Annotated in this window: 21 protein-coding genes and 1 riboswitch; of the genes, 14 read left to right on the top strand and 7 right to left on the bottom strand. The window is 71.8% G+C overall.

Going from position 1 to position 25,855, the window contains the following annotated elements; translation table 11 throughout:
- Window positions 1–66: 66 nt before the first annotated feature.
- Window positions 67–999, top strand: coding sequence for an oxygenase MpaB family protein (locus FS532_RS13190; protein WP_144755044.1), 933 nt, complete (start codon window positions 67–69; stop codon window positions 997–999).
- Between the two features lie 57 nt (window positions 1,000–1,056).
- Here the strand turns inward: FS532_RS13190 and FS532_RS13185 are convergent, their stop codons facing one another.
- The 4 genes from FS532_RS13185 to FS532_RS13170 all read right to left on the bottom strand — a co-directional run bounded on the left by FS532_RS13185 (window position 1,057) and on the right by FS532_RS13170 (window position 5,185).
- A complete protein-coding gene (locus FS532_RS13185) occupies window positions 1,057–1,983 on the bottom strand; it encodes an aldo/keto reductase (RefSeq protein WP_144755505.1) in 927 nt (308 codons plus the stop codon).
- Between the two features lie 215 nt (window positions 1,984–2,198).
- Window positions 2,199–2,765 (bottom strand): TIGR03086 family metal-binding protein, encoded by a 567-nt coding sequence (locus FS532_RS13180; RefSeq protein ID WP_144755041.1) that lies wholly within the window; start codon window positions 2,763–2,765, stop codon window positions 2,199–2,201.
- Between the two features lie 785 nt (window positions 2,766–3,550).
- Entirely contained in the window at window positions 3,551–4,111 is a 561-nt protein-coding gene (locus FS532_RS13175) for a YceI family protein (protein ID WP_144755037.1), read from the bottom strand.
- Window positions 4,112–4,240: 129 nt separating this feature from the next.
- The gene (locus FS532_RS13170) at window positions 4,241–5,185 is read right to left on the bottom strand and encodes a hypothetical protein (protein ID WP_144755034.1); all 945 of its coding nucleotides are present in this window, start codon (window positions 5,183–5,185) and stop codon (window positions 4,241–4,243) included.
- 520 nt (window positions 5,186–5,705) lie between these two features.
- Between FS532_RS13170 and FS532_RS13165 the strand changes: the two genes are divergently transcribed.
- The 8 genes from FS532_RS13165 (at window position 5,706) to FS532_RS13130 (ending at window position 14,834) form a co-directional block, all read left to right on the top strand.
- The gene (locus FS532_RS13165) at window positions 5,706–6,710 is read left to right on the top strand and encodes an aldo/keto reductase family protein (protein ID WP_144755031.1); all 1,005 of its coding nucleotides are present in this window, start codon (window positions 5,706–5,708) and stop codon (window positions 6,708–6,710) included.
- 176 nt (window positions 6,711–6,886) lie between these two features.
- Window positions 6,887–7,411: a GtrA family protein gene (locus FS532_RS13160; protein WP_144755028.1), complete on the top strand. Its 525-nt coding sequence runs from the start codon at window positions 6,887–6,889 to the stop codon at window positions 7,409–7,411.
- A complete protein-coding gene (locus FS532_RS13155) occupies window positions 7,408–8,898 on the top strand; it encodes a glycosyltransferase (protein ID WP_186322033.1) in 1,491 nt (496 codons plus the stop codon). Before FS532_RS13160 ends, FS532_RS13155 begins: the two co-directional genes overlap by 4 nt.
- Window positions 8,895–10,883: an ArnT family glycosyltransferase gene (locus FS532_RS13150; RefSeq protein WP_144755025.1), complete on the top strand. Its 1,989-nt coding sequence runs from the start codon at window positions 8,895–8,897 to the stop codon at window positions 10,881–10,883. The genes FS532_RS13155 and FS532_RS13150 overlap by 4 nt, the downstream gene beginning before the upstream one ends.
- A gap of 247 nt (window positions 10,884–11,130) precedes the next feature.
- Window positions 11,131–11,958, top strand: a complete 828-nt coding sequence (locus FS532_RS13145; protein ID WP_144755021.1) for a DUF4397 domain-containing protein — start codon at window positions 11,131–11,133, stop codon at window positions 11,956–11,958.
- A gap of 96 nt (window positions 11,959–12,054) precedes the next feature.
- Window positions 12,055–13,206: a glycosyl hydrolase family 8 gene (locus FS532_RS13140; protein WP_144755018.1), complete on the top strand. Its 1,152-nt coding sequence runs from the start codon at window positions 12,055–12,057 to the stop codon at window positions 13,204–13,206.
- 161 nt (window positions 13,207–13,367) lie between these two features.
- Window positions 13,368–13,994, top strand: coding sequence for a class F sortase (locus FS532_RS13135; protein ID WP_222121991.1), 627 nt, complete (start codon window positions 13,368–13,370; stop codon window positions 13,992–13,994).
- A gap of 45 nt (window positions 13,995–14,039) precedes the next feature.
- The gene (locus FS532_RS13130; protein ID WP_222121990.1) at window positions 14,040–14,834 is read left to right on the top strand and encodes a polyprenol monophosphomannose synthase; all 795 of its coding nucleotides are present in this window, start codon (window positions 14,040–14,042) and stop codon (window positions 14,832–14,834) included.
- A gap of 246 nt (window positions 14,835–15,080) precedes the next feature.
- Here FS532_RS13130 and treZ read toward each other — a convergent pair whose 3' ends face one another.
- The 3 genes from treZ to glgX are packed head-to-tail and all read right to left on the bottom strand — an operon-like array spanning window position 15,081 to window position 21,510.
- The gene (treZ, locus tag FS532_RS13125; RefSeq protein ID WP_144755012.1) at window positions 15,081–16,835 is read right to left on the bottom strand and encodes a malto-oligosyltrehalose trehalohydrolase; all 1,755 of its coding nucleotides are present in this window, start codon (window positions 16,833–16,835) and stop codon (window positions 15,081–15,083) included.
- Entirely contained in the window at window positions 16,832–19,264 is a 2,433-nt protein-coding gene (treY, locus tag FS532_RS13120; RefSeq protein WP_144755009.1) for a malto-oligosyltrehalose synthase, read from the bottom strand. The genes treZ and treY overlap by 4 nt, the downstream gene beginning before the upstream one ends.
- Entirely contained in the window at window positions 19,261–21,510 is a 2,250-nt protein-coding gene (gene glgX, locus FS532_RS13115; protein WP_144755006.1) for a glycogen debranching protein GlgX, read from the bottom strand. Before glgX ends, treY begins: the two co-directional genes overlap by 4 nt.
- 128 nt (window positions 21,511–21,638) lie before the next feature.
- Here glgX and FS532_RS13110 point away from each other — a divergent pair, with 128 nt between their 5' ends.
- From FS532_RS13110 to FS532_RS13090, 5 genes are all read left to right on the top strand, one after another.
- The gene (locus FS532_RS13110) at window positions 21,639–21,962 is read left to right on the top strand and encodes a hypothetical protein (RefSeq protein ID WP_079238514.1); all 324 of its coding nucleotides are present in this window, start codon (window positions 21,639–21,641) and stop codon (window positions 21,960–21,962) included.
- Between the two features lie 161 nt (window positions 21,963–22,123).
- A riboswitch (TPP riboswitch) is annotated at window positions 22,124–22,233 on the top strand.
- Window positions 22,230–22,871 (top strand): ECF transporter S component, encoded by a 642-nt coding sequence (locus tag FS532_RS13105; protein WP_144755003.1) that lies wholly within the window; start codon window positions 22,230–22,232, stop codon window positions 22,869–22,871. It overlaps the preceding riboswitch by 4 nt.
- A complete protein-coding gene (locus FS532_RS13100; protein WP_144755000.1) occupies window positions 22,868–24,490 on the top strand; it encodes an ABC transporter ATP-binding protein in 1,623 nt (540 codons plus the stop codon). Before FS532_RS13105 ends, FS532_RS13100 begins: the two co-directional genes overlap by 4 nt.
- Before the next feature lie 98 nt (window positions 24,491–24,588).
- Window positions 24,589–25,308, top strand: coding sequence for an energy-coupling factor transporter transmembrane component T family protein (locus FS532_RS13095; protein ID WP_260852686.1), 720 nt, complete (start codon window positions 24,589–24,591; stop codon window positions 25,306–25,308).
- Window positions 25,301–25,849 carry an ATP-binding protein gene (locus FS532_RS13090; RefSeq protein WP_260852685.1) on the top strand — a complete coding sequence of 183 codons (549 nt, stop codon included), beginning with the start codon at window positions 25,301–25,303 and terminating at the stop codon, window positions 25,847–25,849. The genes FS532_RS13095 and FS532_RS13090 overlap by 8 nt, the downstream gene beginning before the upstream one ends.
- Window positions 25,850–25,855: the final 6 nt, after the last annotated feature.

The raw sequence follows: 25,855 nt of genomic DNA, 5'->3' as shown, positions 1-25,855 counted from the left end.
CGTCCGTGCCGACCGTCCGGCGCACGGTCAGGGCGTGTTGTCAGGGGCAGGACGGACGATGACCGCATGCCGTCCGTCACCGATGCCTTCCGCTCCCGTCTCAACGACACGTTCACCGGGGGCGCCACGGAGCGCCCGGCCTGGATCGACGAGCTCGAACAGGGCACCGACGCCGGCTACTTCGGCCCCGGTTCCGCCACCTGGTCGGTGCACGGCGGCCGACAGACGATCCTCGCCGGGGTCCGCGCGCTGCTCGTCCAGGCACTGCACCCCGGGGCGCTCGCCGGGGTCGCCGACCACTCCCGGTACCGCGAGGACCCGTTCGGACGCCTCGCCGGCACGATCCGGTGGATCTACACGGTGTCGCACGGTGACACCGCGGCTGCCGACGGAGCGAGTGCCTGGGTGCGGAAGCTGCACGAGCGGGTCCGCGGGGAGTACGTCGACGGCCACGGGGTGACGAAGCCGTACGCCGCGAACGACCCGGACCTCGCGCGGTGGGTGCACCTCGCCTTCACCGATGCCTTCCTCCGCAGCGCCCAGCTCTGGGGCGAACCCATCCCGGGCGGCGCCGACGCCTACGTCCGCGAGTGGGCGATCGCCGGGCGGCTCATGGGCGTGGCAGATGCACCGGAGTCGGACGCCGAGCTCCGCGAGCAGATGAACGGGTACCTCGACCGCGGGGAACTCGCCGTGACCGCGCGCACGCTGGACGTCGTCCGCTTCATCAAGGACCCGCCGCTCGCGTACATGCTGCGGCCCGGGTACCGCGCGCTCTTCGGTGGTGCGGTCGCGTCGCTCGACCCGCGGCACCGCTCGATGCTCCGGCTGCGGACGCCGGCGGTGGGGCCGGTCGAGTTCCCGGTGCAGCGGACAGCGGGCCTCGTGCTCGACGGCATCGGTGCCGTGCTCGGTCACCAACCGGGGACGGAGCGCGCGGCGCTCGTCCGGATCGCGCGGCTGGACAGCGCGCACCGGGCTCCGGACGCGACCGTCTGACGGACGGGAGGCGCGGTGCCAGCTGGCACCGCGCCTCCCGTCCGACTGGTGGGTGCGTCAGAAACCGGACGGCACCCGGGGTGTGTACGCGGACTCGAGTCGCGTCACCTCGTCGTCGGTGAGCGTGATCGCCGTGGCGGCGACCGCGTCGTCGATGTGGTGCTCCTTCGTCGCGCCGACGATCGGGGCGCTCACCGCCGGCTGCCGCATCACCCACGCGAGGGCGATCTGGGCCATGCTCGCGTCGTGGGCCTCCGCGACCTGCTGCACCGCGTCGACGATCGCGCGGTTGGCGGCCTCGTCCTGCCGGTAGAGCGTCTTGCCGAACTCGTCGGTGTCCGCCCGGCTGCCCGAGCCCTGCGCGTCCCACGGTCGCGTGAGCTTGCCGCGGGCGAGAGGGCTCCACGGGATCACACCGACGCCGGTGTGCTCGCAGAAGGGGTGCATCTCGCGCTCCTCCTCGCGTTCGAGGAGGTTGTACTGGTCCTGCATGCTCACGAACCGCGTCCAGCCGTGCCGCTCGGCGACGTGCTGCATCTCGGCGAACTGCCACGCCCACATGCTGCTCGCGCCGATGTAGCGGGCCTTGCCGGCCTTGACGACGTCGTGCAGGGCCTCCATCGTCTCCTCGACCGGTGTGAGCGGGTCGAAACGGTGGATCTGGTACAGGTCGACGTAGTCCGTGCCGAGCCGGGTGAGCGACGCGTCGATCTCGTGCATGATCGCGGCGCGGGACAGCCCGGCGCCGTTCCGACCCGGTCGCATCCGGTTGAAGACCTTCGTGAAGACCTGGACGTCCTCGCGCGGGGCGAGTTCCTCGAGGAGGGTGCCGGTGATCTCCTCGGAGCTGCCGGCCGAGTACACGTTGGCGGTGTCGAACGTCGTGATGCCGGCCTCGAAGGCGCGGCGGACGAACGGCCGGGCCTCGTCGATGCCGACGCTCCAGGGATGGGCGCCGCGGTCGGGGTCGCCGTAGGACATCATGCCGAGGACGACGCTGCTGATCTCGAGGCCGGTGGCGCCGAGGCGGGTGGTCGCTGCTGCTGCTGCCGGGCGGGCCTTTTCTGCGCCCTGTCCGGCTTGTCCGGTCTCCGGGCGGGCCTTTTCTGCGTCCGGTCCGGCTTGTCCGGTCTCCGGGCGGGCCTTTTCGGTTTCGGTCTCGGTTTTGGCCTCGCCCGATCGGGCGTTTTCGTCTGCGGTCATGCGCTCACCCTGGCATCGCGTCCTGTGACGGCGAGGAGGCGGACCTGGAGCGGGGCGTCCTCGCCGACCTCGACCGGGGCAGCGTAGAGACCGGTGGCCGCGAGGTCCTCGATCTGCGGCTCGAAGTACTCCCACACTGCGCGCACGAGCTCGTCCGGGAGGGACTCGTCGGACCCTGTCGCGCGGGCGAGGTCCCACGTGTGGATGGTGATGTCGCTCGTCTGCTCCGTGAGGTACTCGCCGGCTGGCACGACGTCCGTGCTGAGGTGCACCGGAACGTCAGCGGGCGTATTCCGCCACGCTTCGGTCGCTGCCGTCGCGAACTTCGCCCACTCGACGGCGAGGTCCTCGCCGATCGACTCGAGGTCCGCCTCGGCCTGGGCGTAGTCGCACCCCGTGAGGAGCTTCGGGATCCAGCGCTGCTCGTCGACGACGTGCTGCACGAGGTCGCGGGTGGTCCACTCGGAGTCGGGAGTGGAGGCGTCCCAGTCCGTCACGGCAGCGACGCGGCGGCCGAACTCGGCTGCCGCGAGGGCCTGCAACGCGATCCAGTCGGTGGCCATTGTGGTGCTCCTGTTCGTGGGGGTGTTTCGGCTGCGGGGTGTCTCGTGTTCGGGGTGGTGCTCGTGCTCGTCCGTGCTTGTGCTTGTGCTTGTGCTTGTGCTTGTGTCCGGAGTGTTTGGCCACGCGAGCGGGCTTTCCCTGCAACCGCCCGCCGAGGATCTCGATTCCCCGAGCCTCCGCCGAGCGGGCGAAATGCGTGGGTGTGTCCTCACGCTACTGCCCGCCGGGGGTGCCGAGCGGGCGAAGTACATCCGTACCTACCGGAGATCCCGACGAGTTCCGCCCGCTCGCGCATCGGAGGCCCGCGCCGGGCCGCGCCGGGCCGGGCTGACCCGGTGTGGGTGCGCCCCCGCGAAGATTCGTCGTTCCCGGACCTCGATCCGTGGGCTCTGGCGATGCGACCGGGCGAAATCCATCGCGGATGGTTGGGTGCTCCGATCGAAATCACCCACTCGACGTACGCGGTTTGGACGCTGACCCAGGAGGCGAGTGCCCTCGGGTGGAAGGGGCATGCTCCTGTCGGGGGCCGGACCCGATCGTGTGGGCGAAATCTTCCCAATCCCGGACTGGAGCGGTGTGTGTTTCGCCCGCTCGCGGAGCCCACAAGCCCCGTGCGCCTCGTTCACCCCGTGCACCCCGCCCCCAGCCCGCACCCCCCACGACGAACGGCCCGGCTCCAGAGGAGGAGCCGGGCCGTTCGCCTCGGGTACTGCAGGGTGCTGCGGTTCGGTGCCCTCAGGTCATGCGCATCGCACGGACCCGCGGGTCAGGAGTCCGACGGGTATCAGGCCGCCTGGAGGACGAACTGCACGTCGAGGTTGATCGTGACGTCGTTGCCGAGCGTGAAGCCACCGGCCTCGAGCGCGGCGTTCCAGTTCACGCCGAACTCGGTGCGGTCGATCTTCGTCGTCGCCTCGGCGCCGAACTTGACCTGGCCGTAGCCGTCGGTCGTGAAGCCGCCGAGCTCGGCCTTGAGGACGACCGGCTTGGTGACGCCGCGCAGGGTGAGGTCGCCAGCGATGTGCAGGTCGTCGCCCTTGGCCTCGATGCCCGTCGAGCGGAAAGTGAGCTGCGGGTGCTCCTCGGTGAGGAAGAAGTCGCTCGTCTTGAGGTGCTGGTCGCGCTGCTCCTGGCCGGTGTTGATCGACGCGACGTCGATGTTCGCCTCGACGGTCGACTCGAGCGGGTTCTCGGCGGTGACGACGGTGGCGTCGAACGTCTCGAACTTGCCCTTGACCTTGCTGATCGCGAGGTGACGGACCGAGAAGGTGACCTCGGAGTGCGTGGGGTCGATCCTCCAGGTACCGGTCTGGTAGCCGGGGATGGTGGTGGCGGTGAGCGTCATGGTGACTCCTTCGAAGCGTGTGGTCTGCGTTCCCGAGCAGGCGTCGGACGGAACCCCAGTTCCATGCGCCTGCATCGAAGCTGATGCTAGCCCATTGTGCACCCATTTGGTTGAAGCGTCAACCAATGTTCACCCCGATGTCGCGAGCCGACGTGTCGGGCGCGGGTCGTGCCTCCCGGCCGGCACCCCGCTGATCAGGCGGCGGACCCGCGCGACGAACACCTCGACGTCCGCGCCGACGTCGTCGGCCGTGGCGCGGACGAGCCACCAACCGACATCCTTGAGGTGCTCACCGCGGGTGAGGTCCTTGCGGAACGTGCGATCGTCCGTGCGGTGCAGGTCGCTCTCGTACTCGATCGCCACCCGGGCTGCCGGGTAGGCGAGGTCCACGCACGCGACCCATCGCCCGTCGACGACGACGTCGTGGTTCAGCGCGGGCTGCGGGAGGCCCCGGCGCGTCAGTGCCAATCGCAGGCGCGTTTCACCCGGTGACCGCGAACCGGGCCTGATCTCCTCCAGTGCCGCGCGGACGCGGCGGATGCCCCTCGCGCCGCGGTACCGATGGGCTGCGGCGACGAGTTCGTCCCGGTCGCACCAGCCGAGCCACCCGACGAGCGCGTCGCCGACCACGATCAACTCGTCACGGCTGAGCATCGTCGCCAGGGCGATGAAGGTGTCCGCCGGGTGGGTGAGCGCGGCTGTCCCCGAGTGGACGGTTCGGACTCGTCCGCGGCGCGCGCGGTGTCCGACCGTGCCACGGACCCGGATCGCCTGGTCGGTCCCGAGGGTCGTCACGTGGATACGGGGATCGCGTTCGAGGCGGCGCGGGAGGGGGATGCCGAGGATCGCAGCGGCCGTGGTGTGACTGAACGCCTGGTCGGGGCGGAGTCGGGGGAGGACTGCTCGTGCGCGTTGCTCATGGGTCGTCGGGCGGGTCCACGACCGGATGCCGTGGAAGGGGCGGAGGAATGCGCGGGAGCGGAGGCGGCCGGCGCTGACACCGCGGTGGAGGGCCTCCCGGACGCGGAACGGGCGGCCCCGGAGGGCCATCGGGAACGTCGCCTCGAGCTGCATGGGGACAGCGTTGCGGGGACGGTCGCCGGGCGGGGTGCTCGTCGGTGCATCTGTGGATGCAGCTGGGCGGCGGCGAATTGTGGAGGGACAATCCGGCCTGGAGGCGCGGTGCGAGCGGGTGGAAAAGGTCCGGTCCCAGGGTGGTTGCGTGGGTATACCGCCCGCTCGCGGGCGGCGGGATGGCCAGGCCTGGAGGCGCCGGGCGAGCGGGTGGAAAAGGTCCGGTCCCAGGGCGGTCGGGTGGGTATACCGCCCGCTCGCGGTCCGCGGGACGGCCAGGCCTGGAGGCGCGGGGCGAGCGGGTGGAAAAGGTCCGGTCCCGGAGCGGTCGCGTGGGTATACCGCCCGCTCGCGGTCCGGACGGCCGAGAACGGACCGCCGCCGGCCGAGAACGCCCGCTCGCGAACGCACCGCGCCGGCCGAGAACGCCGGCCACCGCACCGCACCGCCCCGCGCCGCACCCGCGGCAGGTACTCGCACGGCCCCTCACCCGACCCGGAAGACCGATAGCGTCGACACCATGGAATTCAGGTACCTGGGCAACTCCGGACTCAAGATCTCCGAGATCACCTACGGCAACTGGCTGACGCACGGCTCGCAGGTCGAGAACGACGTCGCCACCCAGTGCGTTCGGGCAGCGCTCGACGCCGGCATCACCACGTTCGACACGGCCGACACGTACGCCAACACCAAGGCCGAGACGGTCCTCGGCGAGGCACTCAAGGGTGAGCGTCGCCAGTCGCTGGAGATCTTCACGAAGGTCTACTGGCCGACCGGGCCGAAGGGGCACAACGACACCGGCCTCAGCCGGAAGCACATCATGGAGTCGATCGACGGCTCGCTCGAGCGGCTGCAGACGGACTACGTCGACCTCTACCAGGCGCACCGCTACGACCACGAGACCCCGCTCGAGGAGACGATGCAGGCCTTCGCCGACGTCGTCCGCCAGGGCAAGGCGCTCTACATCGGCGTCAGCGAGTGGAACGCCGAGCAGATCCGCGCGGGTGCGGCGCTGGCGAAGGAACTCGGCTTCCAGCTCATCTCGAACCAGCCCCAGTACTCGATGCTGTGGCGGGTCATCGAGGGCGAGGTCGTCCCGGCCTCGAAGCAGCTCGGCCTGTCGCAGATCGTCTGGTCGCCCATCGCGCAGGGCGTGCTCACCGGCAAGTACAAGCCCGGTCAGCCGCTGCCCGAGGGCTCGCGCGCCACGGACGAGAAGGGCGGCGCCGACATGATCAAGCGGTTCATGCGCGACGAGGTCCTCGAGGCCGTCCAGCGCCTGCAGCCGGTCGCGGACGAGGCCGGGCTCACGCTCGCCCAGCTCGCGATCGCGTGGACGCTCCAGAACGAGAACGTCGCGAGCGCGATCGTCGGCGCCTCGCGTCCGGAGCAGGTCACCGACAACGTGAAGGCTGCGGGCGTCACGCTCGACGCCGACGCGCTCGCCGCGATCGACGCGGCACTGGGGGACATCCCGGAACGCGACGCGTCGAAGACGGTCAGCCCGGCGTCGCGCCCCGCGTAGACGCGACCAGCCCCGGACTGGAGGCGCGGTGCCAGCTGGCACCGCGCCTCCAGTCCGTCGGGGGGTCGCGTCCACCGCGACCCGCATGTGAACAGCACGTGTCGCGAAACTGGCAGAAGCCTCCGTAAGCCTGTACCCCTCCCAAACCGCACCCCCACCACCCCCGAATCGGGGGCATGACCCGAACCGATACCCCCGTTGTGGTGCCATCCGCCACCGGTGCGGTGCCCGTCCCGCCGCGCGCGACCCTCGCGCGGCTGGTGACGCTGGCCCGCCAGCTGGTCTCCTTCGGCAGCATCGGCGCCGTCTGCTTCGTCATCGACCTCGGCGTCTACAACCTCCTCCGCGCGACCGTGATGCCCGACGGGCCCATCGCCGCGAAGATCGTCTCCGCCGTCGTGTCCACGGCCGTCGCCTGGGTCGGCAACCGGTTCATCACCTTCCGCGCCGAACGGCAGACCGGCCGGCGCGAGACCCTCCGCGAGGGGCTCCTCTTCGCGGCCACGAACCTCATCGGCCTCGGCATCGCCGCCGCCTGCCTGTTCGTCTCGCACTACGTCCTCGGTTTCATCTCCACCCTCGCCGACAACGTCGCCGGCAACGGGGTGGGTCTCGTGCTCGGCACCGCGTTCCGGTTCGCCGCGTACAAGGCCCTCGTCTTCCGTTCCACCGACGCTCACGCGAAGGAGCTCGCCGAATGACCATCTCCGCCACGCTGCTGACGGCCGCCGGGCCGCTGCTCCAGCCCAACGAGGGGACCGCTCCGTCGGGCGTCCCGAACCGGGGCACGACCGACGTGCCGACGGGAGGCTCGGGTCAGGTCTCGCAGGGCGCCTGGTCGCTGGGCGAGTGGATCGGGTACTCGACCCTCATCGCCGTGTCCGTGCTGCTCACGATCATCGCGCTCACCACCCTCTGGTGGATGCTGCACGCCTGGCGGTCGCGGGACGCGCTGAAGTCGACGAGCTTCAGCCAGACCCCGCTGCCGGCCGCCCACCGGTTCACCCTGCTGGTGCCCGGACGTCACGAGCAGGACGTGATGGGCGAGACGCTCGACATGCTCGCGAAGCAGGACCACCCGAACTTCGAGATCATCGCGATCGTCGGCGAGGACGACCCCGAGACGGACGCCGTCGTGCGCGCCGCCGCGGCCCGCCACCCTTCGCTGATCCGCGTCGTGGTGGACGACACCGCGCCGAAGAACAAACCGAAGGCGATGAACCTGGCGCTGCAGTACGCCACGGGCGACATCGTCGGGGTGTTCGACGCCGAGGACGAGGTCTACCCGCGCCTGCTGTCCCTGGTGGACTCGCGCTTCCAGGAGACCGACGCCGACGTCGTGCAGGGCGGCGTGCAGCTCATGAACTTCAAGTCGAGCTGGTGGTCGCTCCGGAACGTGCTCGAGTACTACTTCTGGTTCCGCTCGCGCCTGCACTTCCACGCCGGCTCCAAGTTCATCCCGCTCGGCGGCAACACCGTCTTCGTCACCCGTTCCCGCCTGGAGTGGTCGAACGGGTGGGACGCGCACTGCCTCGCCGAGGACTGCGAGCTCGGCGTCCGGCTCTCCGCCGACGGCGCCAAGGTCGTGGTCGCGTACAGTCCCGAGGCTGTCACCCGCGAGGAGACCCCGCCCACCTTCGCCTCCCTGCTCAAGCAGCGGACCCGGTGGAACCAGGGCTTCCTGCAGGTGCTCGGCAAGGGGGAGTGGCGCAAGCTGCCGTCCTTCCGACAGCGCTTCTTCGCCCGGTACATGCTGACGATGCCGTTCATCCAGGCGGCGACCGGGCTCCTCATCCCGCTGAGCGTCGTGATGATCCTGTTCGTCAAGGTGCCGACGGCGATCGCCCTCGTCTCCTTCGTGCCGCTCGCTCCGACGCTGATGCTGCTCGCGGTCGAGGTCGTGGGGCTCAACGAGTTCGGCCGTATCTACGGCGAACGAGTGCGCGTGCGCGACTACGTGAAGCTCGTGCTCGGCCTCGTGCCCTACCAGGTGTTCCTCGCCGCGGCTGCCGTCCGTGCCGTCGTCCGGCACGCCAAGGGGCAGAACGGGTGGGAGAAGACGGAGCACACCGGGCAGCACCGGACCGCTGCGCAGCCGGCCGAGGTCGTGGGGTTCGCGAACGCCGTCACCACGGATCGCTCGGACGAGCGTGAACTCGCCGCTTCGACCACTGGAGGGACCCGATGACCGCCAGCATCACCAACACGACCGGCATCCCGATCCGTGGTGCCGTCGCGGGCCAGCGCTCCGGCGTCGGCGCCTGGTTCCGACGGCACGCCGCGAGCCTCGGCTGGCTGCTGCCCGTCCTCGCCGTCACGGTCGTCGTGCAGGCGTGGAACATGTCCGGCACACCCCAGCGCATCGACGACGAGGGGACGTACACCGCCCAGGCGTGGGCGATCGCGCACCTCGGCGAGATCACGCACTACACGTACTGGTACGACCACCCGCCGCTCGGCTGGATCCAGATCGCCGGGTACACCTCGCTGACCGGGGCGTTCGCGCGCTACCCGTTCGCCGTCGAGGCCGGGCGCGAGGCGATGGTCTTCTTCGCCGCCGCGTCGAGCATCCTGCTGTTCGTGCTCGCCCGCCGCCTCGGCACGGGCCGGGCGACCGCCGCCGTCGCGGGCCTCGTGTTCGCCCTGTCGCCGCTCGCGCTGCAGTACCACCGCACCGTGTACATCGACAACGTCGCGACGCCGTGGCTCCTCGCCGCGTTCGTCCTCGTGCTGAGCCGACGCCAGCAGCTCGCCGGGTTCGCCGGGGCCGCCGCGTGCCTCGGGATCGCCGTACTCTCGAAGGAGACGTACCTGCTCGCGCTGCCGTTCCTCATCTGGATCGCGGTGCGTCGGGCCGACAAGAGCACCCGTCGGTACACGCTGAGCGTGGCCGGGGCCGTGCTCGCCGTGATCGGCGGCGGCTACCTGCTGCTCGCCGCGGTGAAGGGCGAGCTCCTGCCCGGGACCGGACGGGTCAGCCTGTTCGAGGGCATCACCTACCAGCTCGGGTCCCGCGCGGCCTCGGGGTCGGTGTTCGACTCGGGGAGCCTCGCGAACGAGGCCGCCTCGCAGTGGTGGGCCCTCGACCCCGTCTTCATCGTGCTCGGGTCCGTGGCCGCCGTCGTCGGGCTCTTCCTGCGTCGGGTCCGCCCGATCGCCGCGATGCTCGTGTTCCTGCTGCTCTTCATGTTCCGCCCGAACGGGTACCTGCCCGTGCCGTACGTCATCATGCTCATCCCGTTCGCCGCGCTGCTCGTGGCGTACACCGCCGAACGCGCCGTCCTCGCGATCGCCGGGCGCACCCGGACCCGCACCCGCCTCGGCGGTGCCACCCGTCGCGGCCTCGGCATCACCTGGCTGGCGGTCACCACCGCGGCGCTCGTCGTGGCGGTCCCGCTCTGGGGCGGCCAGCTGCGCGGCTTCGTGCTCGGCAACCTCGACCTGCCGATGCAGCAGGCCGAGGAGTGGGTCGGGGACAACGTGCCGAAGTCCTCCCGCCTGCTCGTCGACGATGCCATGTGGGTCGACCTCGTGCAGGACGGCTTCGCCCGGAACAACGTCGTCTGGTACTACAAGCTCGACACCGACGCCGCGGTCGAACGCCAGTCGCCGAACGGGTGGAAGGACTCGGACTACGTCGTCACGACGGACTCCATGCGGACCGGTGGCAACTCGTCGTCCGACATCCGCCAGGCGATCGAGAACTCGACGTCCGTCGCCGCGTTCGGCACCGGGAACCAGCGGGTCGACGTCCGCCGGATCCACTCCGAGGGCCGTTCCGCCGCTGCCGAGGCGATCACCGCCGCGTCGAACGGGCGAAAGGCGATGGGCACCGAACTTGCCGCCAACCCGTCCCTCCGGGCGGACGGCGGGACGAAGTCGCAGTTCCGTGCCGGCCAGGTCGACTCGCGGGCGATGATCGCGCTCGGCCAGGTGCTCGCCGACCGGGCGATCAGTGTCGACCGGTTCACGCCGCTCGAGGGGGAGACCGGGCAGCCGTTCCGCCGGGTGGTCCTCGACGCGTCGGACGCCTCGGCCGCCGCATGGATCGCCGCCACGCTCGACGCGATGTCCGACGCCTTCCGCCCCGCCTCGGTGGAGCGGGACGGCTCGGAGCTCACCGTGACGTACACGCCGGCCGACCCCACCACGACCGCGACGAGCGCCTCGTGACGGCCCGCGGACGCGAGCGGGCGAAACACGCGGGCTCCTGCCCCGGACCCCAACCGGAAGAGCCCGCTCGCGGGATCGGCGTCACGGTGCGGTGGGGAGCGCATCCGGCGAGCGGGCGAAACACACGGGAATCAGCCACGTGACCGAACCGGAAGAGCCCGCTCGCGTGACCGGCCGAGCCGCGCACGCGCACACGCGCCCGCACCAGCAGCACCAGACCCGAACCACGACCAGAAGGAGCACCACCATGCCCGCACCTCGTCGCACCCGCACCCTCGTCGTCGGCGCCCTCGCCGCGACCCTCGTGGCCGCCACCGTCGGCCTCGCCCCGCAAGCAGCCACCGCCGCCACGCCCGCCGCCACCACGAGCGACGAGGGCTGGCTCCGCGTCGGCCACCTCTCCCCGGACACGAAGGGCGTCGACGTCGAACTGTCGAGCCTCTCCGGCGGCAAGAAGGTGTTCGAGCTCGACGACGTCACCTACGGCCAGGTCAGCCCGTACCAGCAGCTCCCGGTCGGCACCTACGTCCTCTCGATGCGCGCCGCGAACGCCCCCGACTCCACGCCCGTGATCTCCACCGACGTCACGGTCGACAAGGGCGACGCGAGCACCGTCGTCGCCTACGGCAAGAACGACTCCCTGAAGACGACGGCTTTCACCGATGATCTGCAGCAGCCGGGCGACGGCAAGGCGAAGCTCCGGCTCGTCCAGGCCGCGACGACCGCGAAGAAGGTCGACGTGAGCACCTCCGAGGGGACCGCCGTCGCCGAGGGCGCCGCGTTCGGCACCGCCACGAAGTACGCCACCGTCGACGCCGGCAAGTGGACGCTCGACGTCTCCGGCAGTGGGCAGCAGGGCACCGCGAAGGTCGACCTGGCCGGAAACACCGTGTCGACGCTCTTCGTGCTCGACGACAGCAAGGGCGACCTCACGGTCGTCCCGGTCACGGACGCCGCGGCCACGGCCACGACACCGTCCGGCGGCGTGCAGACCGGCGGTGGCGGCGCAGCCGCCGACCCGACCACGCAGGCGGTCCACGCGGTCATCGCGACCCTCCGTTCGCTGTTCCGCTGACGCACCGGCCTGGAGGCGCGGATCACCGCAGCCGATCCGCTCACGTGATCCGCGCCTCCAGTCCGACCCCCGCACCCACTCAGGAAGGCAGGCCGCATGACCCGCAGGACCTGGATCCCCGTGACCGCCGCAGCCGCGCTGGTCGTCGCCGTCGGCATCGCGCTCGTCGCGGTGCGCCCGTGGGGCGACCCCGCGCCGCAGGCCGGAGGTGCGTCGACCCCGACGTCCTCCGCGGCGCCGGACGCGGCGCGCTCGCCGGAGCAGCTCCGGACGGACTTCCTCGACCGGTACGTCCGTGACGGGCGCGTCGTCCGCACCGACCAGGGCGGCGACACCGTCAGCGAGGGGCAGGCCTACGGGCTGCTCATCGCCTACGCGAACGGCGACCGGAAGACGTTCGGCGAGATCTGGTCGTGGACGAAGCGGCACCTGCTGACCGACGACGACCTGCTCGCCTGGCGGTGGACACCCGCCGAGGGTGTCGCCGACGGGCAGTCCGCGAGCGACGCCGACCTCGACGCCGCGCGGGCCCTCGTGCTCGCCGGTTCGGAGTGGGGCGAGTCGCGGTACACGGCCGCGGGGAAGACCATGGCGTCCGCGATCCTCGAGCACGAGACCGCGACGACGGACCTCGGCACGATCCTGTTGCCGGGTCCGTGGGCCGACTCCGAGCCGTACCGGTACGACGCCTCGTACGCATCGCCCGCGGCGTTCGAGGTCCTCGCGAAGGCGACGGGCGACGACCGCTGGACGGCGCTGTCGGCGGGTTCCCGTGCGGTCACCGCAGCGGTGCTCGACGAGTCCGACCTGCCGAGTGACTGGTCACAGGTGCACGCCGACGGCAGCGTCGACCCGATGCCGGCGACCGGTGGCGACGGCCGCGTGCTGTACGGCTACGACGCGATGCGGATGCCGCTCCGGTACGCCGAGGGGTGTGCGGCGGCGGATCGGTCCCTCGCAGGGTCGATCGCGCCGACGCTCCGGCGGAGCACGCAGCTCGCGGCGCAGCTCGACCTCGGCGGCACGCCCGTGACCGGGGACACGAGTGCCCTGGCGTACGTCGCCCGGGCCGCGGCGGAGCAGGCGGCGGGGCAGTCCTCCGCGGCGACCGCCGACCTGCGCCGGGCCGACCGGACGGCCGCGACGACGCCGACCTACTACGGGGACGCGTGGGCGGCGCTCGGCGCGACCATGCTCACCTCGGACGTGCTCGGCGGGTGCGGGACCTCGGCGGGAGGGGCCTCGTGACCGGCCGGCGCCGCGCGCGCGGTGCCGGTGCAGGTGGTGGGGCCGAGTCTCGGGCTGGCGGGGCCGAGTCTCGGGCTGCGCGACGAGACTCGCGGTCCGGTGCCCGAGCAACGTCGCCCAGGCCGAGTCTCGGGCCGTCGGGTCGGCGGCGCGGAGTCGTCGTGGGCGCGGTCGTCGCGGCGGTGGTCGTCGTGGGCGGGGTCGCGGGGGTTGCCGTCGCGACGACCAACGGCACGTCCGGTACCGCGGGCGCGCCGGCCGCTCCGGCGACGTCCTCGCCGTCGTCCGGGAGCAACGGCACCGCCGGGTTCCAGGACCCCGCAGCCCCCACCGACCGCTCCGACGCGACCCCGGTCAGCGTGACGATCCCCGCCATCGGGGTGTCGTCCTCCCTCGAGGACCTCCACCGCGGTGCCGCCGGTGAGCTCGACCCGCCGAAGGACTGGGACAGCGCCGGCTGGTTCAGCGACGGCATCGTCCCCGGCGAGGTCGGCCCCGCCGTCATCGCCGGGCACGTCGACAGCCCCACCGCCGCAGCCGTGTTCTTCCGGCTCGACGAGCTGGTGGCCGGCGACGAGATCCACGTCGCGATGTCCGACGGCACCACCCGCACCTTCACGGTGGACCGGTCGGAGCGGGCCGCGAAGTCCGCGTTCCCGACGAGCGACGTCTACGGCACCGCACCCACCCCGCAGCTGCGACTCATCACCTGCGACGGCACCTTCGACACGGCCACAGGGCACTACACGGAAAATCTGATCGTGTTCGCAGACCTCTCGTCGGATTGACGCAGGACCCGACCGATATCTTCGATGTCAAGCGCAAGGAGCATCATGAGCACGACCCTGGTCATCATCCCGACCTACGACGAGGCGGAGAACGTCCGCCCCATCGTCACGCGCACGCTGGCCGCGACCGACGACACCGTGCACGTGCTCGTCGTGGACGACAACTCCCCGGACGGCACCGGTGACATCGCCGACGCGATCGCCCGCGAGACCGACCGGGTCCACGTGATGCACCGCACCGTGAAGGACGGCCTCGGCGGGGCGTACCTCGCCGGGTTCGCCTGGGGCCTCGAGCACGGCTACGACAAGCTCGTCGAGATGGACGCCGACGGCTCCCACCACCCCGAGTACCTGCCCTGGATGATCGAGCTCGCGGACACGAACGACCTCGTCCTCGGGTCCCGTTGGATCAAGCACGGCAAGGTCGAGAACTGGCCCTGGTACCGCGAGATGCTCTCCCGCGGCGGGAACCTCTACACGCGTCTGGCCCTCGGCATCGCCGTGCGGGACGCGACGGGCGGCTTCCGGGTGTTCACCTCCCGGGCGTTCGAGCGCATCGACCTCGCCGGTGTCGCGTCGAAGGGGTACTGCTTCCAGGTGGACCTCTGCTGGCGTGCCCTCGAGGCCGGCCTGCGCGTCGTCGAGACGCCCATCACCTTCACCGAGCGCGAGTTCGGCGTCTCGAAGATGAGCGGCAACATCGTCCGCGAGAGCCTCACCCTCGTCACGAAGTGGGGCATCGACCGGCGGCTGCGCGAAGCGCGCTCCCTGGTCAAGGACCACCGTCGGCTGCCCTCCGTGCGGACGAACGCGCACGCGGTCGCCGACCACGCGGCCTGACGGCCGGCGACGAACGAACGGACGGGAGGCGCGGTGCCAGCTGGCACCGCGCCTCCCGTGCGTGTTCGCGGCGTCCGCCGACGGTGGTGCTGCGAAAGCGACTCCGTGCGGATCCGCGTGGCGTTCCTGACGGCAGCACGACAGATTCCCGGAGGATCGCGGCGGGAACCTGTCGCTTTCGCGGCCGGGGACGGACAGACGAACGGCCCGCGGCGGACATGCCACGGACCGTTCGGTGTGCGCTGGTCAGCGCAGGACGACCACACCTCGGCCGGTGAAGCGGACGCAGTCCGTCGCGACCTCGGCCTCGCCGAAGCGGTAGAGCTCCTCGCCGGTGGCTCCGGGGACCGGCACCTCGGCGGCGTCGTCGAGGAAGTTCACCACGACGTGCACCGGTCGGACGTCCGGCCCGAGCAACCCCCGCGTGAGCACGAGCCAGCGGCGGTCCTCGCTGAACCGAACGGCGTTCGCCTCGTACCGCGGGTCGACGAACGCCTCGTCCGTGCGGCGCAGCGCGACGAGCACCCGGTAGGCGCGGAGGATCCTCGCCCCTCGGTCGGAGTCGACGTCGGCCCAGTCGAGCTTCGAGTTCGTGAACGTCGACGGGTCTTGCGGGTCCGGCACGGCGGACTCGTCCCACCCGTGCTCCGCGAACTCCCGGATGCGTCCCTCGGCCGTCGCCTTCCCGAGCTCGGGCTCCGGGTGCGACGTGAAGAACTGCCACGGCGTCGAGGCGGCGAACTCCTCGCCCATGAAGAGCATCGGCGTGAACGGCCCGAGCAGGGTCAGGGCCGCGGCGATCACGAGCCCCTCGTCGCTGACGGTCGCGGCGAGGCGGTCGCCGGCGGCGCGGTTGCCGATCTGGTCGTGGTTCTGGTTCGCCACGACGAGCGCCGTCGCGGGGGAGGTCCCTCGGTCGATCGGTCGCCCGTGCCGCTTCCGCCGGAACGACGACCAGGTGCCGTCGTGGAAGAACCCGTGGTCGAGGACCTTCACCAGCGCCGACAACGGGGCGAAGTCGGCGTAGTAGCCGTTCGTCTCGCCGGTGAGGGCCACGTGCACCGCGTGGTGGAAGTCGTCCGACCACTGTCCAGCGAGGCCGTAGCCCGAGGCCTCTTGCGGCCGGAACATGACCGGGTCGTTGAGGTCCGACTCCGCGACGAGCGACAACGGCCGCCCGACGAAGGCCGAGTACGCGTCGGTCTCGGATGCCATCGCCTGCAGCACGTGCGGTCGGGTGGTGTCCCGGATCGCGTGCACCGCGTCGAGTCGGAGCCCGTCGACGTGGTGGTCCCGGAACCACATCCGCACGTTGTCCAGCACGTAGCGGCGGACCTCGGGGTGCTCGACGTTCACGGAGTCGCCCCACGTGTTGCCGAGTCCCTGCAGCAGGTACGGGCCGTAGAGCGGGAGGTAGTTGCCGCTCGGGCCGAGGTGGTTGTAGACGACGTCCTGGATCACGCCGAGACCCAGCGCGTGCGCCCGGTCGACGAACCGGTCGTAGGCGTCCGGGCCGCCGTAGGGCGCGTGCACCGCGAACCACGCGACACCGTCGTACCCCCAGTTCCACTCGCCGTTCACACCGTTGACGGGGAGGAGCTCGACGAACTCCACGCCGAGTTCGACGAGGTGGTCGAGCTTGGCGGCGGCGGCGTCGAGCGTTCCTTCGGGGGTGTAGGTGCCGACGTGCATCTCGTAGATGACGCCCCCGCGCGCCGGACGCCCGGTCCAGGCCTCGTCGGTCCACGAGAACCGCGCGGGGTCGACGACCTCGGACGGTCCGTGGACGCCCTCGGGCTGGTACCGGCTGCGCGGGTCGGGTCGGACGGCGTCGTCGTCGCCGAGACGGAAGCCGTAGCGGGCACCGACGACGGGGATGATCGCGTCGGTCGTCCACCAGTCGTCGTCCCCGCGGGTCAGCGGGTACTCGGTGCCGTCGACGACCAGGCGCACGCGCTCCGGGGTCGGGGCCCAGACGGCGTAGCGGTCGGGTGCGGTCATGCGTGGCCCTCCAGGATGTCGATGTCGGCCTGCGCGTCGGACTCGGTGACCGGAGTCGGAGCGATCGCGCCCGTCGTCGCGGCAGTGCCGTGGTCCGTCGGTTCGACGACGTGTGCCGGCACGAGCAGTGCGACGGGGTAGTCCGTCAGGAGGTCGGCGAGCGCGATGCCCCGACCCGCCGGCACGGTCCGACCCGTGAGCAGGTCCACGCGGTCCAGCGGCACGGCGTGCACGAGGGTGTCGCCCCAGCCACCGACCCGTTCGAGGCCGATCGGCAGGCGTGTCGCGATCGTCACGGCACCACCGCGGTCGAACGCGAGCACGTGGTCCGCCGCGCTGCCCGTGGCCTCGAGTGCCAGGTACCGGGTGAACAGCTCCGGGTGGTCGCGGCGGAGTCGGAGCGCGCGGCTCGTCACGAGGAGCTTCGCTGCCCCGTCGATGCCGATGGTCGGCAACTGCTCGGGGCCGTCGTCGTCCGGTCCGTCGAGTTCCGCCAGGACGTGCCGGCGCTCGGTGTAGTCCACCGGGCGTCGGTTGTCCGGGTCGACGAGCGAGCGGTCCCAGGACTCGGTGCCCTGGTAGACGTCGGGGACGCCGGGCGCCGTGAGCTGGACGAGCTTCTGCCCGAGGCCGTTCGACCATCCGGCGGCGTCGATCCGCTCGTCGAGGGCGTCGAGCACCGCGACCACGGCGGGGTCGTCGAAGGCGGCGTCGACGAGCGCGTGCATCCGGCGCTCGAAGTCCTCGTCCGGTTCGGTCCACGTGGTGCTGTCGCCGGCCTCGCGCGAGGCCTTCTCTGCGTAGGCGTGCAGGCGCTCCCGGCTCGCCGGACGCGCGCCGATGATCGCCTGCCAGAGCAGGTCGGCCAGCACGGCGTCGTCGAGGGGCGCGAGCGACTGCAGCCGGTCGAGGGTGCTCGCCCACTCCGTGCCGAGCTCCGCCAGGACGGCGATGCGGGCACGGGTGTCCTCGCTGCGCTTGGTGTCGTGCGTGGTCAGCGTGGTCATGGTGTGCGGCCAGCTGCCGAGGCGGTCGCGCTGTGCCTGGTGGAACTGCTCGACGGAGACCGAGAACACGCTCGGGTCGCCGCCGACCTCGCTCAGCGACGTCAACCGCGAGGTCCGGTAGAACGCGGTGTCCTCCACGCCCTTCGCCATGACCATGCCGCTGGTCTGCTGGAGGCGGATCGCCGCGGCGTTCGTCGGGTCGACGAGTGCCGGCGCGATGCGGTCGATCACGGGATCGAGTTCCGGACGGTTCGACGCAGCACGCTCGAGGGCGTCGATGAGGTGGTGGGCACCCTCGGGCAGGTAGGTGCGGTAGACGTCGAAGGACGCCACGACCTCGGCCACGGCGTCGACGATCGACGCGTGGTCGACGTCCGGCGCGACGGGGCCGAGCAGTCGGGCGAGGCGTTCGACCTCGCTGCCGAGGATCCCGTCGGCGATGCCACGGCGGGTGTCGTGCGTCAGCTGCTGCCAGTCGGACGGCTCGGCACCGGACGCCGCGGTGAGTGCCGGTTCACCGGCCGGGTCGATGAACACCCGGTCGAGCACGCCGAGCGCGTCGTATCCGGTCGTGCCGTCGACGGGCCACGACGAGGGCAGCTGTTCGCCCGGTTCGAGGATCTTCTCGACGAGCGTGTACGCCCCACCGGTCAGCCCGGCGAGGTCCTGCAGGTACCCGGCCGGGTCGTACAGGCCGTCCGGGTGGTCGATCCGGAGACCGTCGGCGATCCCGTCACGGAACCACCGGCCGATCGTGTCGTGCGACGCCGCGAAGACCTCGGGCTCCTCGACCCGGATCGCCGCCAGGGTGTTCACCGCGAAGAACCGGCGGTAGTTCAGCTCGTGGTCGGCACGCTTCCAGTGCACGAACTCGTAGTGCTGGCGAGCGTGGACGTCCGCCACGGAGTCGCCGTCGTGCACGGTGTCCGGCGCGGTCGGGTAGGCGGTGTCGCCGAGGTACAGGCGGCCGCCGCGGAGTTCGACTCCGTCGAGCAGCCGGTCGTCGAGCACCGGGACCCGGAGCTTGCCGTCGCCGGCGGCCCAGTCGACGTCGAACGCCCAGGCCACGGGGGAGCCCTGCCCGAGTTCGAGCAGGGACCACCACCACGGGTTCGCCTCGGGCGTCGCGACGCCCACGTGGTTCGGCACGACGTCGATCAGGACGCCGAGCCCGGCGGCGTGCGCCGCGTCCGCGAGCGCACGGAGCGCGGCGTCGCCACCGCGCTCCGTGTCGACGTGCGCGTGGTCCACGACGTCGTAGCCGTGCTGCGATCCGGGCTCCGCCTGGAGCACCGGCGACAGGTACAGCCAGTCCGCTCCGAGGTCCCGCACGTAGTCGACGACGTCCGTCGCGGCGGCGAGGTCGAAGTCCGGTGTGACCTGCAGCCGGTACGTCGACGCCGGGACCCGCCGCGCGGTCACTGCTGACCGCCGCTGGTGTCGGACGGAGCCGTCGCCCCCGCGGGGTTCGCCGGAGTCACGGCGTCCTGCGGCGCGACCGTGGCCGGGCGAGAGGAGTCCGTGTCGACGGACGTCACAGTGACCTCGTGGTCGGGTTCGGCGCGGAGCACGATCATCGACCGTGCGGGGACGTCGAGCGGCGTGCCGGCCTCGATGACCTCGTCGCGTGCACCCGGCTCTGCGGTGTCGATCCGGACGGTCCAGCCGGGCGAGTACTCCTCCGGCGGCAGCGTGAACGTGACGGTGTCGTCGTGCGCGTTGAAGTACGTGATGAACGCGACGTCGGTGACCCGGTCGCCGCGGACGTCACGCCCGCGGATCCCGTTGCCGTTCAGGTACATGCCGACGCTCTTGCCGAAGCCGGAGTCCCAGTCCTCGGGTTCCATGGCGTCGCCGGACGGGGTGAGCCACACGACGTCGGGCAGCGGTTCGCCCTCGCCGCGGCGGACCGGGCGGCCGTTGAAGTACCGGGTGCGGCGGAACGTCGGGTGGTCGTGCCGCAGCTTGACGACGTCGGCGGTGAACTGCACGAGGTCGTCGTCGGCGGTCTCCCAGTCGATCCAACTCAGCTCGGAGTCCTGCGCGTAGACGTTGTTGTTGCCCGACTGCGAGCGGCCGAGCTCGTCGCCGTGCGCGATCATCGGCACGCCCTGGCTGAGCAGGAGCGTCGCGAGGAAGTTCCGTCGACGCTGCAGCCGCAGGGCGTTCACGGCCTCGTCGTCGGTCGGTCCCTCGGCACCGGAGTTCCAGGAACGGTTGTGGCTCTCGCCGTCGTTGTTGTCCTCGCCGTTGGCCTCGTTGTGCTTGTCGTTGTAGGCGACGAGGTCGTACAGCGTGAAGCCGTCGTGCGCGGTGATGAAGTTGATGCTCGCCTTGGGCGTACGGCCGTCGTGCTCGTAGAGGTCCGCCGAGCCGGAGATGCGCGAGGCGAACTCGCCGAGCGTCGAGGACTCCCCGCGCCAGAAGTCACGGACCGTGTCGCGGTACTTGCCGTTCCACTCCGACCACTGCGGCGGGAAGTTGCCGACCTGGTACCCGCCGGGGCCGACGTCCCACGGCTCGGCGATGAGCTTCACCTGCGAGACGATCGGGTCCTGCTGCACGAGCTCGAAGAAGGCCGACAGCCGGTCGACCTCGTAGAACTCACGGGCGAGCGCCGACGCGAGGTCGAAGCGGAAGCCGTCGACGTGCATCTCGGTCACCCAGTACCGCAGCGAGTCCATGATGAGCTGCAGCGAGTGCGGGTGCCCGACGTTGAGCGAGTTCCCCGTGCCCGTGTAGTCCATGTAGTAGCGCTTGTCGTCGTCGACCAGGCGGTAGTAGGCCGCGTTGTCGATGCCGCGGAACGACAGCGTCGGACCGAGGTGGTTGCCCTCCGCGGTGTGGTTGTAGACGACGTCGAGGACGACCTCGATGCCCGCGCGGTGCAGCTCGCGCACCATCGTCTTGAACTCCTGCACCTGCTGTCCCTGGTCGCCGGACGACGAGTAGTGGGAGTGCGGCGCGAAGAACCCGATGGTGTTGTAGCCCCAGTAGTTCGACAGCCCCTTGTCCTGCAGGGTCGAGTCGTTCACGAACTGGTGCACGGGCATGAGCTCGAGCGTCGTGACGCCGAGTCGCTTGAGGTGCTCGATGACGGCCGGGTGCGAGACGCCGGCGTAGGTGCCGCGCTGTTCCTCGGGCACGTCGGGGTGGGTCTCGGTGAGGCCCTTGACGTGCGCCTCGTAGATCACCGTCTCGCCGTAGGGGGTCCGCGGTGCGCGGTCGCCCTGCCAGTCGAAGAACGGGTTGATGACGACGCCCTTCATCATGTGGGACGCCGAGTCCTCGTCGTTCGTCGAGTCGGGGTCGCCGAACGTGTACGAGAACAGGGACTGGTCCCAGTCGATGTCCCCGCTCGTCGCCTTCGCGTACGGGTCGAGCAGCAGCTTGTGCGGGTTCGCGCGCGACCCCGTCGCGGGGTCGTACTCGCCGTGCACGCGGAAGCCGTACTGCTGTCCGGGGCCGACGTTCGGGAGGTACGCGTGCCACACGTACGCATCGACCTCGACGAGGTCGATGCAGAGTTCGGTGGTGCCGCCCTCGCCGTCGTCGTCGAAGAGACAGAGTTCGACGCGCTCGGCGACCTCACTGAAGAGCGCGAAGTTCGTGCCGCTCCCGTCGTAGGTCGCCCCGAGCGGGTACGGGTTGCCGGGCCAGGTGTGCAAACGGTCCTCCAGGTGTGGGTTGCGCCAACATATCGGCGGGACCCGTCCGCGTCCGCAGACAAGCCCCAGCCGTGGATGGTTCCGGCGCGCCGCCGCCTGTGGAGGAACGGACGAGTAGCCTCGCGCGCATGGCCAACATCGTCACGCAGATCGCAGAGAAGGTGCGCCCCGTGGGCGTGTCCACCAACTACGGGGAGCCGGTCGAGGTCGGCGACCAGACCCTCATCCCGGTGTCCCTCGGCTGGTTCGGGTTCGGCGGTGGCGGCGACGGCGACGAGAACGGCGGCGGTGGCGGCGGCGCCGTTTCCGTCCCGATCGGCGCCTACGTGCGCCGCCCCGGCAAGGACCTCGAGTTCGAGCCGAACCTGATCTCGCTCCTCGCGGTGAGCGTGCCCGTCATCTGGGTGACCGGCACCGTCCTGCGCAAGCTGGTGCGGGTCCTGAAGAAGTAGCGGATGACGGACTGGCGCGGACCGCTCAGCGGTGACGCGCCAGCGGCACGCGGGCCGCGCCGACCGAGCCTGCGAGGGAGGACGTGGCGGGCCCGCCACGCGCCTCCAGTCCGATGTGCGGTCGCGATCCGTCATGCGGTCGCGACCGCGTCTAGACTGACAGGACACACACGGGAGTCCGGGATCGCCGGGCTGAGAGGGAGCGAGTGGCGCTCCGACCGTCGAACCTGATCCGGATCATGCCGGCGCAGGGAGGAGTCCAGGACCATGTCCACACGCACGTCACCTGCCGTTCCGTCCACCCCCGTCAGGCGCTCGCTGCGCTGGCGGGTCGTCGACATCGTCGTCGCGAGCGTCCTCGCCGTCGCGATCGGTGTCGTGTTCAAGCTCTGGGAGTTCGGCTACGAGCCGATCAGCGCCGTCGCGGCACTCGTGCTGCCCGGCACGCAGGCGCTCTTCGGCGGGGTGTGGCTGCTCGCCGGGCCGGTCGTCGCGATCGTCGTCCGCAAGCCCGGCGCCGCGCTCTACGCCGAGATGGTGGCCGCCTCGGTCGAGGCGCTGCTCGGCACGCAGTGGGGTTGGCTCACGCTCGAGGCCGGCCTCGTGCAGGGCCTCGGCGCCGAGATCGTCCTCGCCCTGTTCCTGTACAGGGTGTACCGGCTGCCGGTCGTCGTGCTCGCCGGTGCAGCCGCTGGACTCGCACTCGGCCTGAACGACACGTTCCTCTGGTACCCGGGCCTCGACGTCGCGTTCAAGGTCGTCTACGTCGTGTCCGCGATCGTGTCCGGCGCGGTGATCGCCGGTGTCGGGTCGTGGCTCCTGGTCCGTGCGCTCGCCGCGACGGGCGTGCTGTCCTCGTTCGCCGCGGGCCGTGAGCACTCCAGGCGCGGGACCCGTGCCGTCGCGTGACCACCGCAGCCGCACGGATCACCTTCTCCGACTGGGGGTGGCGGTACGCGGAACGTGACGCCTGGGCCGTTCGGGGTGTCGACCTGACCGTCGAGCCGGGGGAGCGCGTCGCGATCGTCGGGCCCTCCGGCGCCGGCAAGTCCACGCTGCTCCGGGCCGTCGCCGGTGTGCTGCCCGACGAGCCCGACCCCGACGACGACACCGCCGCGGCCGTCCAGGGCACGGTCCTGGTCGACGGTGCCGAGCCCCGCGCCGTCCGCGGGCGCGTCGGCCTCGTCATGCAGGACCCCGAGGCGCACACGGTGATGTCCCGCGTCGGTGACGACGTGGCGTTCGGGTGCGAGAACGCCGGTGTCCCGCGGGACGAGATCTGGCCGCGGGTGCGGTCGGCCCTCGACGTCGTCGGGCTCGACCTGGCGCTCGACCGGTCCACCACGAGGCTGTCCGGCGGTCAGCGGCAGCGGCTCGCACTGGCCGGCGTGCTCGCGATGCGCCCGGGGGCCCTCGTGCTCGACGAACCCTGCGCCAACCTCGACCCCTCCGGCGTCGTCCAGGTGCACGACGCCGTGCGGGCGCTGCTCGACGAGACCGGGTGCTCGTTGCTCGTGGTCGAGCACCGCATCGGCACGTGGCTCGACCTGGTCGACCGGCTCGTGCTGCTCGAACCGGCGGGCGGCGTCGTCGCGGACGGGGCCCCGGCCGAGGTCCTCGCGGCGCACGGTCCGGCCCTCACCGCTGCCGGGGTGTGGGTGCCCGGCTCCGAACCCGCGCGTGGTTCGGCCCGCCGCGGCCCCCGCACGCCTGCGCGAACGGGCGAAATGCACGGGGTCGAGCGCGGGGGACCGGGTGCATTCCGCCCGTTCGCGGAGCTGGTCACGGAGGCAGGCGCCGAGCAGCTCGCCGGGTCGGAGTCGGGCGGCGTGCTGCTCGAGGCGCGCGGCCTCGGGACCGCCCGGGGCAAGCGGCAGCGGGTCGGCACCGGGATCGACCTCGACGTCCGCGCCGGCCGGGTGCTCGCCGTGACCGGTCCGAACGGCATCGGCAAGTCGACCCTCGGCCTCACGCTCGCCGGACTCCTCCGGCCCGCCGACGGCGCGCTCCGAGCCACCCCCGCGCTGGCGGACGGTACCGGTGACGTCCCCGCGGCGTGGACCAGCCGGCAGCTCGCCGCCCGGATCGGCACGGTGTTCCAGGACCCCGAGCACCAGTTCGTCGCCCGCACCGTGCGGGAGGAACTCGCCGTCGGCCCCCGGGCGCTCGGCGCCGAGGACGTCGACGAGCGGGTCGACGAGCTCCTCGACGCGTTCGGGCTCGCGCACCTCGCGGACGCCAACCCGTTCACGCTGTCCGGTGGGGAGCAGCGGCGGCTGGCGATCGGGACGGTCATCGCCTCCCGACCGCCCGTCGTCGTGCTCGACGAACCGACCTCGGGGCAGGACCGTGCGACCTGGCAGGCCGTCGTCGACCGGCTCGGCGAACTCGCCGACACCGGCACCGCGATCGTGGCGGTGACGCACGACCGGGACCTCGTGCGCGCGCTCGACGCCGACGAGGTCGTGCTCGGGGCAGCGGGTGCGCGACCCGTCCTGCGCGACCCGGCCACGGGGGTGCGACGGTGACCGCCCCGGGGACGGCGGCCGGTCTGCCCGGGCGATCCGTGCCTCCAGGCGGGGCCGACGGAACCACGCGCGCACGCGGGGCCCGCGGTGTCCAGCCGGTGGCGTCGCTGCTGGGCGTCCTCGCGCTCGGCGTGTGCCTCGTGCTGAGTCTCGACGTCGTGTCCGCGGCCGTCGCGCTCGTGCTCGAGGTCCTGCTCCTGCCGCTCCTGCGGATCCCGCCGCGCACCCTGTTGCTGCGGACGTCACCGGTGCTGGTCGCCGTGCCGCTGACCGCGCTGAGCATCGCGCTGTACGGGCGGCCCTCGGGGCGTTCCTGGTTCGACCTCGGGTTCGCGCACGTCACCGATGGATCGCTCGAACTCGCGCTGGCCACGGCGCTGCGCGTGCTGGCGGTGGGGCTGCCCGCGGTGGCGCTGTTCGTCCGCGTGGACCCGACGGACCTCGCGGACGGACTCGCACAGCTGCTGCGGCTGCCGGCCCGGTTCGTGCTCGGTGCGCTCGCGGCCATTCGGATGACGACGCTCCTCGGGGACGACTGGCGACAGCTCGGCATGGCTCGACGCGCGCGTGGTGTCGCCGACACCGGGCGGTTGCGGCGCGGGGCGTCGATGGCGTTCGCGCTGCTCGTGCTGGCGCTCCGGCGCGCGACGACGTTGGCGGTGGCGATGGAGTCGCGGGGCTTCGGTGCTCCCGGTCGGCGGACGTGGGCACGGACTGCTCGGTTCGCGGGGCCGGAGTGGGCGATGGTCGGGGTGCTCGTCGGCATCGGGGTCGTGTCGATCGCGGTCGCCGTGGGTGCGGGGACGTGGCGTGTCTGAGGTGTCGGCGCGGCCGGCCGCCGACCGGGTCGCCGGGCTCGCCGCTTCGGCAGCGAGGGCCGCGACGGCCTCGGGTGCGCGGCTGGTGGTGCTCGTCGACGGGAGGTCCGGGACCGGCAAGACCACGCTGGGGGACTCCCTGGCGGACCGGCTCGGTGCGCAGATCGTCCACCTCGACGACGTCTACCCCGGGTGGGACGGGCTGCAGGCCGCCGCGGAGGCCGTGGTGACGGACGTCCTGGGGCAGCCGTCGGGCTACCGGCGCTGGGACTGGGTGGCCTCGCGACCTGCCGAGTGGGCCGGCGTGGACCCGGCACGGCCGATCGTCGTCGAGGGGTGCGGTGCGCTCTCCCGGGCATCCGCGCCGCTCGCATCGCTGCGGGTGTGGCTCGAGGCCGACGACGACACCCGGTGGGCGCGCGCGATCGCGCGCGACGGCGAGTCCTTCGCGCGCGAGTGGGACCGGTGGGCTGCGCAGGAGGCGGTGTTCATCGCGGCGGAGCAGCCGGCGGAGTTGGCGGACGTGGTGCTGCGGACCTGAGCGCTG

The organism is Curtobacterium pusillum, assembly GCF_007673235.1.
Taxonomy (GTDB): domain Bacteria; phylum Actinomycetota; class Actinomycetes; order Actinomycetales; family Microbacteriaceae; genus Curtobacterium; species Curtobacterium pusillum_C.
The sequence above is the reverse complement of the archived record's forward strand: the minus strand, read 5'-3'. Positions and strand labels throughout refer to the sequence as shown.